The sequence below is a fragment of the Streptomyces sp. NPDC029151 genome, from assembly GCF_055564315.1.
The window spans coordinates 579,510-596,064 of sequence record NZ_JBVHWQ010000001.1; the positions used below are offsets into that span (position 1 = coordinate 579,510).

Here is a 16,555-nt window from a genome sequence, read left to right on the forward strand (position 1 = left end):
TGCTCAGTGTTCGGAGTCGATGAAGGCGAAGAGCTCTTCATCCGTCGCGCTGTCGGAGATCGCGACCGCGACGGGCGCGTCATCGCCCTGGTCGCCGCTGATCTTCATCAGCGACTCCTGAACCCGCTTGGCGAGCCAGGCCCGATCATCGCTGCTGAACGAGGCGTTCATGGCGTCGGACAGCATCCGGTCGAATTCCGCGGCGATCGTCCGTGCGTCGGTGGTGTGGTGGTGGGGGGTGAGTTGTTCGGTGAGGTGGGTGGCGATGGCTTGGGGGTTGGGGTGGTCGAAGACGAGTGCGGGAGAGAGTCGCAGGCCGGTGGTGGTGTTGAGTCGGTTGCGGAGTTCGACGGCGGTCAGGGAGTCGAAGCCGAGGTCCTTGAAGGGCCGGTCGGCCGGGATGGTTGTGGTGTCGGTGTGGCCCAGGACCGCGGCGACGGTGGAGCGGACCAGTTCCAGTGCGGCTTCGTAGCGTTCGGCGTGTGGGAGCGTGCGGAGAGTGTCGGCCTGGTGGGTGTGTGAGGGAGTGGTGGTTGCGGCGCGGCGCCGGCGGGGTGTGAGGGTTCGTAGCAGGGCGGGCAGGTTGTCGGGGTCTGCGGTGCGCAGGGCGGCTCGGTCGAGTGCGGCGGGGACCAGGTGGGGTCGGTCGGTGCGCAGGGCTGTGTCCAGGAGTGCCAGGCCGGTTGTGGTGGGCAGGGCCTTGATGCCGGAGCGGGCCAGGCGGGCTCGTTCGGTGGTGCCGAGTTGGCCGGTCATGCCACTGTCCTGGTCCCACAGGCCCCAGGCCAGTGCGTGGGTGGGGAGTCCTTGCGCGTGGCGGTGGGCGGCGAGGGTGTCGAGGAAGGTGTTGGCCGCGGCGTAGTTGCTCTGTCCGGCGTTGCCGATCACTCCGGCGATCGAGGAGAAGAGTACGAATGCCTTCAGGGGCATGGCCTGGGTGTGCTGGTGCAGGTTCCAGGCAGCGTCGATCTTGGGCCGCAGGACGTTGCGCAGTCGGCCGGGGGTCTGTGCTTCCACCAGTCCGTCGTCCAGGACGCCGGCCGCGTGGATCACCGCGGTCAGGGGATGCTCCGCCGGGACGAGGGCGAGTGCCGCGGTGAGGCTGTCGGAGTCGGCGACGTCACAGGCGGCGAAACGGACCTGTGCGCCGCAGGCGGCGAGTTCGGATGCCAGGTCACCGGCTCCGGGGGCGTCCGCGCCGCGCCGGGAGGCGAGCAGCAGATGCCGTACTCCGTGCGTGCGGACCAGATGCCGGGCCACCAGAGTCCCCAGGGTGCCGGAGGCGCCGGTCACCATCACCGTGCCCCCGGGATCCAGCGACACACTGCCGTCTCCGCCGGGCACGCAGGCCAGGCGGGGCGTCAGCACCTCCCCGCCACGGACGGCCAGCTGGTCTTCCGCGGCATGCCAGATCTCGTGCGGGACCGTCTCATGCGAGGCGGGACCGAGGTCCACCAGGCTGAAACGGCCGGGATGCTCCGATTGCGCGGTACGTACCAGACCCCAGACCGGGGCGGTGCCCAGGTCCAGCAGGCCGGGCTCTTCACCGCCGACGGCAACGGCACCCCGGGTGACCAGGACAAGCCGTGACGCAGCCAGCCGATCTTCGGCCAGCCAGTCCTGGACCAGGCCCAGTACCTCACCGGCTGCCTGGTGCGCCCGCTCCACCACAGGACCGTCCGCAGTGCCGGCCCCGACCACCGTGATGACGGCGTCCGGCACGGGTGCGCCCGAGGCCGTGTCCGAGATCAGCTGACCGAGATCGTCGAACCGCCGCACCCCCGGCAGCCACGGCAGCCCGTCACCGAGCACCGCGACCGAACCGGCCCGGCTCCGCGGCACGGGAGCGGTCCACGGCACCCACTCCACCGCGAACAACCCACCACCACCCGCACCAGCCGCAGCCGGCGCGGCCTCGGCCACCGGACGGGTGAGAAGGTTTCCGGCGGTGACGACGGGGTTGCCCGTCATATCTCGGGCTGTCATCCGGCCGTCGTCGCTCCACGTCACGCGCAGCGCCCGCGACCCGGTCGCGTGCACTTCGACGTCATTCCACGCGAACGGCAGCACAAGCCCGCCCCCGGATACCACCGAGGCGAACGCCAGCGGGTGGAGTGCCGCGTCGAGCAGTGCCGGGTGGATCCCGAACCGCTCGGCGTCCGCCCACAGTTCCTCCGGCAGCTCCACCTCGGCGAACCACTCCTCACCACGCCGCCACAGAGCACGCACCCCCTGGAACGCCGACCCGTACTCGTAACCCGCCTCCGCCAGCATCGGATAGATCCCATCAACGACCTGCGGCTCGACACCCTCCGGCGGCCACACCGACCCGGACTTACTCACCGGCCTGCTCTCCTCTGCCTCGGTGAGCCAGCCCTGCGCATGCATGACCCATTCATCCGTCGCGTCGGTGTCTTCTGTCTGGGAGTAGATCCGTACTTCGTGGCCCCCGGCCTCGTCCGCGGTACCGACCACGACCTGTATCCGGACACCCTGGCCCGTGGGGAGTACGAGCGGGGATTCCAGGGTGAGTTCACCGACCCGGTCCGCACCGACACGTGCGCCGGCTTCCGCGGCCATCTCCACGAACGCGGCTCCGGGAACCAGCACCCGATCGCGGATCATGTGTCCGCCCAGCCACGCGTGGGAACGCAGGTCCAGCCGTCCGCTCAACAGCACGCCACCGTCCGGCAGGCCCGTCAACGCGCCGAAGAACGGATGACCGCCCTCGCGCAGTCCCAGCGCCGACACATCCCCCGCGTCGAGGGGTGCCTGCAACCAGTACCGCTCCCGCTGGAAGGCGTACGAGGGCAGATCCACCGGCCGGCCACCCGGGAAGAAGCCCGACCAGTCGACTCCGGCCCCCCGCGCCCACACCTCACCCAGCGCCGACAACGCGGTCGCCACTTCGGGCCGGCCCCGTCGCATGACCGTCACACACGCCAGCCCGGTGCCGGAGTCGGCGTCGCTGTCCAGGACCTCCCGTGCCAGCGCGGTCAGCACACCGTCCGGACCCAGCTCCAAGAACGTCGTCGCGCCCAGCTTCCGCAACGCGCGCACACCGTCGGCGAAACGCACCTCCTCACGGACATGGCGCACCCAGTGCCCGGCCGAGGCCGGATCACCGTCCGCCAGGTTCGACACCAGCTGAATCCGCGGCGCCTGATACACCACCTGCTCGGCAACCCGCCGGAACTCCTCCAGCATCCCGCCCATCAACGACGAGTGAAACGCGTGGCTTACCGTCAGACGGCGGACCTTACGACCCAGATCCGTGAAGTGCCGTTCGATCACGGCGACGTCGGCCTCACGGCCGGAGACCACCACCGCGCTGGGGCCGTTCACGGCGGCCAGATCCACACCCGGCACCAACAGCGGCAGGACTTCCTCCTCCGCGGCCTGCACCGCCGCCATCGCCCCACCGGCCGGCAGTGCCTGCATCAACCGGCCACGCGCGGCCACCAACCGTGCGGCATCCTCCAGCGACAGAACACCAGCGACATGAGCCGCCGCCAGCTCACCCACCGAGTGACCCGACACGAACTCCGGCCGCACACCCCACGACTCCACCAGCCGGAACAACGCCACCTCGACCGCGAACAACGCCGGCTGCGCGAACTCCGTCCGGTCCAGCACCCCGCCGTCCGACCACACCTCCATCAACGGACGCGACATGTGGCCGTCCAGGGCCGCGCACACCGCGTCGAAGGCCGCGGCGAACACCGGGAACCGCTCGTACAACTCCCGGCCCATCCCCACACGCTGGGCACCCTGCCCCGTGAACAGAACAGCCAGACGCCCACCCGGCACCACACCACCAGCAGCCGGCACCGAACGCAGACCCGCAACCGCACCCTCACGATCACCCGCAACCACCACCACACGGCAATCGAACACGCCGCGAGTCGCCGCCAGTGAGTACGCGGCATCCAGGAGTGCCGGAGCGTTCTGCTGTTCCAGCACGTCGGCGAGCCGTTGTGCCTGTGCTCGCAGTGCTTCCGGGGTCTTCGCGGACAGGACGAGGGGCAGGGGTCCGTCGTCGCTCGTGTCGACCGCGGGTGTGGTGGTTTCCTCGCGGGGGGCTTCTTCCAGGATGACGTGTGCGTTGGTGCCGCTGATACCGAAGGATGACACCGCTGCCCGCCGTGGGGCGTGATCGTCATTCCACTCGATCTGGTCGGTCAGCAGTCGAACGGCGCCCGATTCCCAGTCGACGTGCGGGGTGGGTTCGTCCACGTGCAGGGTTCGCGGCAGTATCCCGTGCCGCATGGCCTGGACCATCTTGATGACTCCGCCGACGCCGGCGGCTGCCTGGCTGTGACCGATGTTCGACTTCAGTGAGCCCAGCCACAGGGGCCGCTCCCTCTGCCTCCCCCGGCCATAGGTCGCCAGCAGTGCCTGCGCCTCGATCGGGTCGCCCAGCCGGGTTCCGGTGCCGTGCGCCTCGACCACGTCGATGTCAGTGCCCGCCAGACGGGCGTCCGCCAGGGCTGCCCGGATCACCCTCTCTTGCGCGGGGCCGTTGGGTGCGGTCAGTCCGTTCGACGCGCCGTCCTGGTTCACGGCCGAACCCCGTACGACGGCCAGTACACGGTGGCCGAGCTTGCGGGCCACCGACAGGCGTTCCACCAGGACCAGGCCCACCCCTTCGGCCCAGCCCGTGCCGTCCGCCGAGGCGGCGAAGGACTTGCACCGTCCGTCCGCCGACAGCCCGCGCTGCCGGGAGAACTCCACGAAGGTACTCGGTCGTGACATGACGGTCACACCGCCCGCGAGTGCCAGCTCACACTCACCACGGCGCAGCGACTGCACGGCCAGGTGCAAGGCAACCAGAGACGACGAACACGCCGTATCCACCGTCAACGCCGGACCCTCGAACCCGAACGAATACGCCAGGCGACCGGAGACCACACTGCCCAGGTTGCCGGTGAGGAGGAAGCCTTCAAAACCTTCCGGGGCTGTGCTCAGGCGAGAACCGTAGTCGTGGTACATGACGCCCGCGAAGACTCCGGTCCGTGAGCCTCGCAGCGTCGCCGGGTCCAGACCCGCGTGCTCGAACGTCTCCCAGGCGGTCTCCAGCAGCAACCGCTGCTGCGGATCGGTGGCCATTGCCTCGCGCGGGCTCAGGCCGAAGAAGTCCGCGTCGAACTCGGCTGCGTCGTAAAGGAATCCGCCCGACCGGGTGTACGTCCGACCGACCGCCTCCGGGTCGGGGTCGTACAGTCGCTCGACGTCCCAGCCGCGATCTGCCGGAAAGTCTCCGACCGCGTCCACACCGCCGGCCACCAGATCCCACAGGCCCGCCGCATCCCCCACCCCTCCCGGATAACGGCAGGCCATACCCACGATCGCGATCGGTTCATCGTCGACGGGAGCCTCGACGTCGCCGGCCACGGGCGCATACGAGGGTGTGGGATCGGTGACCCCGACGGACTCCGCCACGACGGTGCCGAGATAGGCCGCCACCAGTGTGGGCGTCGGGTAGTCGAAGACCAGCGTGGTCGGCACCCGCAGGCCGGTGGTGGTGTTGAGCCGGTTGCGGAGTTCGACGGCGGTCAGGGAGTCGAAGCCGAGGTCCTTGAAGCCGCGTTCCAGGTTGATGTCCGTGGCGTTGGCGTGCCCGAGCACGGAGGCGACCACGCCGCGCACCATGTCGGTGATCGTGCTCAGCCGGTCGGCCTCGGGCAGCGCGGCCAGCCGACCGAGCCAGCCGGCCCGCTCGCCGGTGTCAACCGCCGTCCGGGCCGACACCCGCCGGACCGGCATCCGGATGAGGCCACGGAAGAGGGTCGGTACCTCTCCGCCCGGATCGGAAAGAAGGTGCGCTTTCAGCACTGGCAGGTCCAGGCATGCCGGGACCAGCTGCGCCCGCGAGGTGGCGAGGGAGGCGTCGAGCAGCTCGAGTCCGCGTTCCGCGTTCAGCGGGGCGACACCGGTTCGAGCCCACCGTGCGAGGTCCGCCTCGCCCAGGCCGCCTGCCATGCCGCTGTCCTGGTCCCACAGGCCCCAGGCCAGTGCGTGGGTGGGTAGTCCTTGCGCGTGGCGGTGGGCTGCGAGGGTGTCGAGGAAGGTGTTGGCCGCGGCGTAGTTGCTCTGTCCGGCGTTGCCGATCACTCCGGCGATGGAGGAGAAGAGTACGAATGCCTTCAGGGGCATGGCCTGGGTGTGCTGGTGCAGGTTCCAGGCAGCGTCGATCTTGGGCCGCAGGACGTTGCGCAGTCGCTCGGGGGTCTGTGCCTCCACCAGTCCGTCGTCCAGGACGCCGGCCGCGTGGATCACCGCGGTCAGGGGATGCTCCGCCGGGACGAGGGCGAGTGCCGCGGTGAGGCTGTCGGAGTCGGCGACGTCGCAGGCGGCGAAACGGACCTGTGCGCCGCAGGCGGCGAGTTCGGCTGCCAGGTCGCCGGCTCCGGGGGCGTCCGCGCCGCGCCGGGAGGCGAGCAGCAGATGCCGTACTCCGTGCGTGTGGACCAGGTGCCGGGCCACCAGTGTTCCCAGGGTGCCGGAGGCGCCGGTCACCATCACCGTGCCCCCGGGATCCAGCGACACACTGCCGTCTGCGTCAGGCACGCAGGCCAGGCGGGGCGTCAGTACCTCCCCGCCACGGACGGCCAGCTGGTCTTCCGCGGCATGCCAGATCTCGTGCGGGACCGTCTCGTGCCGGGCGGGACCGAGGTCCACCAGGCTGAAACGGCCGGGATGCTCCGATTGCGCGGTACGTACCAGACCCCAGACCGGGGCGGTGCCCAGGTCCAGCAGGCCGGGCTCTTCACCGCCGACGGCAACGGCACCGCGGGTGACCAGGACAAGCCGTGACGCAGCCAGCCGTTCTTCGGCCAGCCAGTCCTGGACCAGGCCCAGTGCCTCACCGGCTGCCTGGTGCGCCCGCTCCACGACAGGACCGTCCGCAGTACCGGCCCCGATCACCGTGATGACGGCGTCCGGCACGGGTGCGCCCGAGGCCGTGTCCGAGATCAGCTGACCGAGATCGTCGAACCGCTGCGCATCGGGCAGCCACGGCAGCCCGTCACCGAGCACCGCGACCGAACCGGCCCGGCTCCGCGGCACGGAAGCGGTCCACGGCACCCACTCCACCGCGAACAACCCACCACCACCCGCACCAGCCGCAGCCGGCGCGGCCTCGGCCACCGGGCGCAGGGCCAGTTCCCCAACCCTCGCCACCACAGCGCCCGCGTTGTCCAGCATGGTCAGCGAGGCGCTCCGCTCACCGCCCGCACCCCAGTGCACCCGAACTTCGCGCGCACCCGTCGCGTATACCGCGACATCGCTCCATGCGAAGGGCAGCAGCAGCTCGGCATCCTCGGCGGCGGTGAGTCCGTGGACGAGAGGGTGGAGTGCCGCGTCGAGCAGTGCCGGGTGGATCCCGAACCGTTCGGCGTCCGCCCAGAGTTCCTCCGGCAGCTCGACCTCGGCGAACCACTCCTCACCACGGCGCCACAGAGCGCGCACGCCCTGGAACGCCGACCCGTACTCGTAACCCGCCTCCGCGAGAGTCGCGTAGAAGCCGTCGAGCCCCACGACCTCCGCCCCCGCCGGCGGCCATGCGGTCAGGGAGGTCCGCGGCGCCACCGGGTCGCCTACCTCGAGCCGGCCTGAAGCGTGCCGGGTCCACTCCTGGCCGTAGTCGTCGGTGTCTTCCGTCTGGGAGTAGATCCGTACTTCGTGGCCCCCGGTCTCGTCCGCGGTACCGACCACGACCTGTATCCGGACACCCTGGCCCGTGGGGAGTTCGAGCGGGGATTCCAGGGTGAGTTCGCCGACCCGGTCCGCACCGACACGTGCGCCGGCTTCCGCGGCCATCTCCACGAACGCGGCTCCGGGAACCAGTACCCGTTCGCGGATCACGTGGCCGCCCAGCCACGCGTGGGAGCGCAGGTCCAGGCGTCCGCTCAGCAACACGCCACCGTCCGGCAGGCCCGTCAACGCGCCGAAGAACGGATGACCGCCCTCGCGCAGTCCCAGCGCCGACACATCCCCCACGTCGAGGGATGCCTGCAACCAGTACCGCTCCCGCTGGAAAGCGTACGAGGGCAGATCCACCGGCCGGCCACCCGGGAAGAAGCCCGACCAGTCGACTCCGGCCCCCCGCGCCCACACCTCACCCAGCGCCGACAACGCGGTCGCCACTTCGGGCCGGCCCCGTCGCATGACCGTCACACACGCCAGCCCGGTGCCGGAGTCGGCGTCGCTGTCCAGGACCTCCCGTGCCAGCGCGGTCAGCACACCGTCCGGGCCCAGCTCCAAGAACGTCGTCGCGCCCAGCTTCCGCAACGTGCGCACACCGTCGGCGAAACGCACTTCCTCACGGACATGACGCACCCAGTGCCCGGCCGAGGCCGGATCACCGTCCGCCAGGTTCGACACCAGCTGAATCCGCGGCTCCCGATACACCAGCTGTTCGGCAACCCGCCGGAACTCCTCCAGCATCCCGTCCATCAGCGACGAGTGAAACGCGTGGCTTACCGTCAGACGGCGGGTCTTGCGACCCAGATCCGTGAAGTGCCGTTCGATCACGGCGACGTCGGCCTCACGGCCGGAGACCACCACCGCGCTGGGGCCGTTCACGGCGGCCAGATCCACGCCCGGCACCAACAGCGGCAGGACTTCCTCCTCCGCGGCCTGCACCGCCACCATCGCCCCGCCGGCCGGCAGTGCCTGCATCAACCGGCCACGCGCGGCCACCAACCGTGCGGCATCCTCCAGCGACAGAACACCAGCGACATGAGCCGCCGCCAGCTCACCCACCGAGTGACCCGACACGCACTCCGGCCGCACACCCCACGACTCCACCAGCCGGAACAACGCCACCTCGACCGCGAACAACGCCGGCTGCGCGAACTCCGTCCGGTCCAGCACCCCGCCGTCCGACCACACCTCCGTCAACGGACGCGACATGTGGCCGTCCAGGGCCGCGCACACCGCGTCGAAAGCCGCGGCGAACACCGGGAACCGCTCGTACAACTCCCGGCCCATCCCCACACGCTGGGCACCCTGCCCCGTGAACAGAACCGCCAGACGCCCACCCGGCACCACACCACCAGCAGCCGGAACCGAACGCAGACCCGCAACCGCACCCTCACGATCACCCGCAACCACCACCACACGGCAATCGAGCGCATCCCGGCGGGCCAGGGTGAAGCCGACGTCGGACAGGCTCAGGCCGCGGTTCTCCTCTGCGGCGAGGAAGTCGTGCAGTCGGTCTGCCTGTGCTCGCAGTGCTTCCGGGGTCTTCGCGGACAGGACGAGTGGCAGGGGTCCGCCGTCGCTCGAGTCGACCGCGGGTGTGGTGGTTTCCTCGCGGGGGGCTTCTTCCAGGATGACGTGTGCGTTGGTGCCGCTGATACCGAAGGACGACACCGCTGCCCGCCGTGGGGCGTGATCGTCATTCCACTCGATCTGGTCGGTCAGCAGTCGAACGGCGCCCGATTCCCAGTCGACGTGCGGGGTGGGTTCGTCCACGTGCAGGGTTCGCGGGAGTATCCCGTGCCGCATGGCCTGGACCATCTTGATGACTCCGCCGACGCCGGCGGCTGCCTGGCTGTGACCGATGTTCGACTTCAGTGAGCCCAGCCACAGGGGCCGCTCCTTCTGCCTCCCCCGGCCATAGGTCCCCAGCAGTGCCTGCGCCTCGATCGGGTCGCCCAGCCGGGTTCCGGTGCCGTGTGCCTCGACCACGTCGATGTCGGTGCCCGTCAGACCGGCGTCCGCCAGCGCTGCCCGGATCACCCGTTCCTGCGCCGACTCATTCGGGGCCGTCAGTCCGTTCGACGCGCCGTCCTGGTTCACGGCCGAGCCCCGTACGACGGCCAGTACGCGGTGGCCGAGCTTGCGGGCCACCGACAGGCGTTCCACCAGGACCAGGCCCACCCCTTCGGCCCAGCCCGTGCCGTCCGCCGAGGCGGCGAAGGACTTGCACCGTCCGTCCGCCGACAGCCCGCGCTGCCGGGAGAACTCCACGAACATGCCGGGGGTCGACATGACGGTCACACCGCCCGCGAGTGCCAGCTCGCACTCACCGCGTCGCAGCGACTGCACGGCCAGGTGCAAGGCCACCAGAGACGACGAACACGCCGTATCCACCGTCAACGCCGGACCCTCGAACCCGAACGAATACGCTACGCGGCCGGAGATCACACTGGCTGAGTTGCCGGTGAGCAGGTATCCCTCGGAGCCGTCGACCGACTCGTGCAGTCGCGGTCCGTACTCCATCGCGGTGGCACCGATGAAGGTGCCGACGCGCTTGCCCCGCAGGGACGACACGGCGATACCAGCGTCCTCGAACGTCTCCCAGGCGGTCTCCAGCAGCAACCGCTGCTGCGGGTCCATCGCGGCGGCCTCGCGCGGGTTGATGCCGAAGAAGTCCGCGTCGAAGGAGGCCACGTCGTCCAGGAAGCCGCCGTGCCGGGTCACGGACGCGTCGCGCTCGATCAGCGCGTCGAGGTCCCAGCCGCGGTCCGGCGGGAAGTCGCCGATCGCGTCCACGCCGTCGGTGACGATCCGCCACAGATCGTCGGCGGAGGCGACCGAACCCGGGTAGCGGCACGCCATGGCCACCACAGCGATCGGGTCGTCGTCGGCGCCGTCGTTCCCTGTCTCCGCCGGGTCGATCGCGCCGGACACCTGCGTGACGAGGTGGTCGACCAGTGCCGCGGGGGTCGGGCAGCGGAAGAGCAGTGTGCTCGGCAGGCGCAGGCCGAGTTCCTGGTTGAGGATGTTGCGCAGCTCCACCGCGAGCAGGGAGTCGAAGCCCAACTGCTTGAAGGTGAGGTCGAGTTCAATGGCCTCATCGGTAGCATCGCGCCCCAGCACCGCAGCCGCTCGGGTGCGAACCACCTCCGTGAGTTCGCGGGCGAGCTGGTCGGCCGCGAGCGTGCTCAGCGGGGTCGAGCTGCCCGTGGCCGACGCGTCAGTGGCGGACTCCGCTTCTGCTGCGGGCCCGGATCGCTCGACCGGGTGTGGAGCGGTGACTCCGTCGCCGGCGGCCGGGGCCTTCCAGTAGCTCTTGCGCTGGAAGGCGTAGGTGGGCAGGTTCACCGGCCGGGCCGGTGCGCCGGTCAGCCTCGGCCAGTCGACGGCGAGCCCACGGATGTGTACGGCCGAGGCCGCGGCGACGGCGGCGAAGCTCTCGGCGTCATCGCGCATCGCGGGCATCAGCACGGCGTCTGTGCCGTCGAGCGACTCCTGTCCCATGGCGGTCAGCACGCCGCCGGGTCCGATCTCGACGAAGGTCTCGACTCCTTCGGCGTGCAGGGCCTGGAGGGCGTCGGCGAAGCGCACGGTCGCGGCGACGTGCCGGACCCAGTACTGGGCACTGCACAGCTCGTTGGCCCGGCCGGTTCGACCGGTGACGGTCGACACCACCGGGATCTGCGGTGCGTGGTATGTCAGGCCGTTCGCGACGGCGGCGAACTCGGCCGTCATGGGTGCCATGAGCGGCGAGTGGAAGGCGTGGCTCACGGTCAGCCGGCGGGTCCTGCGGCCCGCTGCGCGGAAGTGCGCCTCGATCGCCAGAGCGTCCGCTTCGGTGCCGGAGACGACGGTCGAGCCGGGCGCGTTGACCGCGGCGAGGCCGACGGACGCCTCCAAGCCCTCGAGGAGGGGGAGCACCTCGGCCTCGGAGGCCTCCAGGGCGATCATCGCCCCGCCGGCCGGGAGCTGCTGCATGAGCCGGCCCCGGGCGACGACGAGGGCTGCGGCGTCGGGCAGCGACAGGATTCCGGCGACATGGGCGACGGCGATCTCGCCGATCGAGTGGCCGGCCAGGTAGTCGGGTCGTACGCCCCAGGACTCGATCAGTCGGTACAGCGCGACCTCGACGGCGAACAGGGCGGGCTGGGTGAAGCGGGTCTCGTCGAGCGCGGTGCGATCCGCGGCGTGCCACATGACCTCGCGCAGCGGCTGTCCGAGTCGGGGGTCGAGTTCTTCGCACACGGTGTCGAAGGCTGTCGCGAACACCGGATATGTCTGATACAGCTCGCGGCCCATGCCGAGGCGTTGACTTCCCTGGCCGGTGAAGAGGAAGGCCAGTCGGCTGGTGCCGGCCCGCCCGGTGAGCACGGCGGTCGACCGCTTGCCGTGGGCCAGTGCCTCGACGCCGGCGAGGAGCTGCTCACGGTTGTCGGCGAGGACGGCGGCGCGGTGGGTGAAGTGGGTGCGGGTGGTGGCGAGAGCGGCGGCGACATCGGCAGGGTCGACCGTGGGGTTGTCCGCCAGTGCGGTCAGCAGCCTCTCCCCCTGTGCGCGCAGGGCCGCTTCGGTCGTACCGGACAGCAGCCAGGGTATGGTCCCGGTCCGAGCGGGCGCGGCGTGCGCGCGACCGTCGGGCGTCGCCGCGGGAGCGCCGGACGGCCGGTCGGTCGGTGGTTGCTCCGCGACCACCAGGTGGCAGTTGGTGCCGCCCATGCCGAACGAGCTGACACCGGCGACGAGTCGGCTCTCGTCCTGCGGCCAGGGCCCGGACTCCGTGACCACCCGCAGGCGCAGTTCGTCGAGCGGGATTTCGGGGTTGGGCCGCTCGTAGTTGAGGCTCGCCGGAAGCCTCCGGTGCATGATGCCGAGGCCCGCCTTCAGCAGGCCCACGATGCCGGAGGCGCCTTCCAGGTGGCCGACGTTGGTCTTGGCGGAGCCGACGAGCAGCGGGGCGTCGGCGGGGTGGGCGCTGCCGATCGCCGCGCCCAGGGCCCTGGCCTCGATCGGGTCGCCCGTGGGCGTGCCCGTGCCGTGCATCTCGACGTACTGCACGTGCGCGGGGTCGATGCCGGCGTTGTGGTGCGCGAGTCGGATGACTTCCTGCTGGGCGCGTACGGACGGCCTGGTCAGCCCATCGGTGGCGCCGTCGCTGTTGACGGCGCCACCGAGGATCAGCCAGTGCACCTGGTTGCCGTCGGCAAGGGCTCGCGAGTACGGCTTCAGGAGCAGGACGGCGCCGCCTTCGCCGCGTACATAGCCGTTGGCGCGTTCGTCGAAGGTGTAGCACCGCCCGTCGGGCGAGAGGGCTCCGAACTTCTGGGTGCCGACGGTGGTCTCGGGCAGGATGTTGAGGCTCACACCGCCGGCCAGCGCCAGCGTGGACTCGCCGCGCGCCAGGCTTTCGCAGGCCATCCGGACAGCGACGAGAGCCGAGGACTGCGCGGTGTCGACGACCAGGCTGGGGCCGCGAAGGTCGAGGAAGTAGGAGACGCGGTTGGCGATGATGCCGCGGTAGGTGCCGGTCACAGTGTGCTGGGTGATGCCGTCCTCGCCCGCGCGGTCCAGCAGGCGCGCGTAGTCGTCGGCTATGGCGCCCACGAAGACTCCGGTGCGGCTGCCGGCCAGCTCGCCGGGCACGACCCGGCCGTTCTCCATTGCTTCCCAGCTGAGTTCGAGCATGAGGCGTTGCTGGGGGTCCATCATGGCGGCCTCACGCGGCGACACACCGAAGAAGCCCGCGTCGAACCGGTCCACCTGTTCCAGGAAGCCGCCGAACGGAGCCTGGATACCGGGGTGGTGCGCCCAGCGGTCGGCGGGTGATTCGGTGATCGCGTCCTCACCGGCGTCGAGAAGACGCCAGAACGCCTCGGGGTCGGGGGCGCCCGGCAGTCGGCACGCGATGCCGATGACGGCGATGGGTTCGTGGGTTCCGCCGGTGAGGGGCGTACGCGCCGTGTCACGGTCATGGTCCGCCGAGCGGCCCGTGGCAGGCGTGGTGGACTCGTTAGTGATCTCGACATCGCGCATGGTCGTGAACTCTGCCTATCGCACGGTTGAGGGGAAGGGGGACCACGTTGAGGGGAAGGGGGCACCACGGTCTTCGCCTGGGCCGAGGGCGGCCCAGGCGGAGCGGTCCGGCCGGCGGAGCAGCTCAAGACGGTGGGAGACTCGGTTGGCCCGCCCCCAGGGGCATCGGCCTTGCCGACGCGGCCTGTGGCTCAGAAGAGACTTTTCAGGGTCGCTTCGGTCTGGGCGACGGACTCGCTGTCGGGGCCTACCACGCAGTACTCGACGGCGCCGGACTGTTCGGTGTGGTCGCAGGTGATGACCACGCCGGACGAGTGCTCCGAGTCGTAGGCGAGCCCCTGGGATCGCAGCTCGGTGATCGCCGCGGTGAACGAGGCGACCTTCCAGTCGTTGTTGCTGACGAAGACTGTGCGGTCCGGGTAGCCTTCACCGGCTACGGCAAGGCCGAGCCAGTGGAGGTGGGTGGTGCCGCCCAGTCGGCCGTTGTACTCGGTGAAGCGCACCTCGCCGTCCGGCGAGACGATTCCGTCGATGTTGATCAGGCCTCGGTAGCCGAGGGCCTGGATGGCCTTGCCGAGCCGCTCGGCGGCAGCACGGAACTCCTCGCGCTGTGTCTTGGTGGTGGTCTCGCCCGGCAGAACGACTCCGTCGAAGACCGGGGTCATGCGCATCTCGCCGACGTGGTACACCGTCGCCCCGGTGTCATTGATGTCGACCTCGGCACCGAGCGGGATGCTGTCCGGAACGTAGTGCTCGACGACGACCTTGTTCCGACCGTCGTTGGAGTAGACGGGCCAGCGCTGGGCGAGGTGGTCGGCGAGTGCGCCGGGCCGGTCGAGAACGGTGAGGGCGCCCGCCCCGATCTGGGTGACGCCGACGGTGGGGGCGAGGATCTCGTTCCCGTGTCCGCCCTGGTGGAAGTCCTGCTTGACGATCACTGGGCGGCCGAGGGCGAACTGGTCCAGGACGAACCTCTGGGCGCGCTCCCGGGAGTAGGTCGCCACACCGTCGGCGGTCGCGACCCCGGATCCCGCCGCCAGCATCCGGAAGACGCTCTTGCTGTTGAGGAGTTCGCAGCCGCCTTCCTTCAGGAAGGCGAGGTTCGGTGCCGAGGTGTCGAGGCCGAGCATGTCGCAGATCCGCACGACGACGGTGTCGAAGACGTAGGGAAGCACCTGGTCGACGCCGCGTGCGCGGGCTTCCCTGAGCAGCAGCTGCTCGAAGGCGGGCTCGGTCATCCGGTCCGTGGTGAGGACGTCGGTGCCGAACTCGCCCGGCGGCGGCACGAGGATGGTGACCGAGTCCGCAGGGATGCCCTTGAAGTCCATGACGTACCCGATGAACTCGGGATTCACGGGCTGGGGCAGCACAACGAGATCACCCGGCTCAGCGAGCCAGACGAGCCGGAGCGAGATGTTGCCTCCGATCGTCCGCTCCAGCGGGTCGAAGGAGTTGAGATCGCCCACCAGGTAGTCGTTGAACGAGTTGCCGATGATCAGTTTGCTCATGGAGTGCTCCCTAGCGGGCGTGTGCCGTGGCGGCGACGAGGCGCAGAGCCCGCTCCAACCTGGCGATGAGGATGTCCAGTTCGGCTTCGGTGAGGGTGAGGGGCGGCGCTACGAGGATGGTCTGGGACCGTGCGTCCACCCCGGCCGGGTACAGCTGCAGACCGCATTCCATCGCGGCGGCGCAGATCCACGGTGCCAGCGGATTCGTGGCGTACTCCTCGGCGTCCTGCACGAGGGGTATGCCCTGGAGCAGTCCGCGGCCGCGCGGCGGCCGGGTGAACTCCAGTCCAGCCGTGACCCCGGCGAGCCGCTCGGTCAGCAGGGGGCCGAGCTTGGCGGCGTGGGCCACCAGGTCGTGCTCCTGCATGTAGCGGAGCACTGCCAGCGCGGTCGCGGCGGACACCGGGTTGCCGCTCATGGTGTGCCCGACCGCGGCGTCGACGGCCGATCGCCCCGGCAACACCTCCGGGCTCACCAGGCAGGCGCCGATGGGCGTGTAGCCGGCGCTCAGCCCCTTCGCGGTGATCACGAGGTCGGGGCGCACCCCGGAACGGTCGTGTCCGAACCATTCGCCGGTCCGGCCGAAGCCGGTCATGACCTCGTCGATCACCAGCAGGGCGCCGGACCGGTCGCACAGCTCGCGCAAGCCGCGAAGGGTCTCGTCCGGCAGCTCGGCGGCGCCGCCGGCGGCGCCGCCGACCGGCTCGACCACCACGGCGGCGATCCGCTCCGGGCCGATGGCGGCGAACCGCTCTTCCCACTCCGCCAGCCCGGGAAGCGGGGCGGCGGCGTCGTGGGCGGCGACAGTGCCGAGGCTCAGCCTGTTGTCGTGTAGCGGGTCGAGGTTGCGCCGGCGCTGCGGGTGTCCGGAGATACTCAAGGCACCGGCGGTCATTCCGTGGTAGCTGGGGAACTGGGCCAGTACGACGGTGCGGTCGGCGTCACCGCGAGCGGCGTGGTGGTTCAGCACCAGACGCAGCGCGGTCTCTGTGGCCTCCGACCCGGAGTTGGTGTAGACGACCTCCTTGAACCTGTGGCCGGTCACCCGGTGGATCTCCGCGGTGAGTTCGCGTACGGCCTCGCTGGCGAACTGGTAGCGGTGGGCGAAACCCAGCTGCTGTGCCTGCCGGGTCATGGCGGAGATGATCTCTGGGACCCCGTGGCCGATGTTGACGCAGATCGTCCCGGAGCTGCCGTCGAGATAGTCGCGTCCCTCCGCGTCATAGATCCAGCAGCCACTGGCCTTCACTGCGAGGGGCCTGGCCGCCCTGAGGTCCAGTCCTGGCGTGTCGAGGATGTCGTTTGCCATG

At 70.3% G+C, this 16,555-nt stretch carries 3 protein-coding genes; all 3 read right to left on the reverse strand.

Annotation, left to right across the window (positions count from 1 at the left end):
- Positions 1-3 precede the first annotated feature (3 nt).
- Positions 4-13,737: an SDR family NAD(P)-dependent oxidoreductase gene (locus tag ACZ4VF_RS02330; protein WP_467922615.1), complete on the reverse strand. Its 13,734-nt coding sequence runs from the start codon at positions 13,735-13,737 to the stop codon at positions 4-6.
- 191 nt (positions 13,738-13,928) lie between these two features.
- On the reverse strand, positions 13,929-15,245 hold the full coding sequence (locus tag ACZ4VF_RS02335; protein WP_467922617.1) for a preATP grasp domain-containing protein: 1,317 nt from the start codon (positions 15,243-15,245) through the stop codon (positions 13,929-13,931).
- 10 nt (positions 15,246-15,255) lie between these two features.
- On the reverse strand, positions 15,256-16,554 hold the full coding sequence (locus ACZ4VF_RS02340; protein WP_467922619.1) for an aminotransferase family protein: 1,299 nt from the start codon (positions 16,552-16,554) through the stop codon (positions 15,256-15,258).
- Position 16,555: the final 1 nt, after the last annotated feature.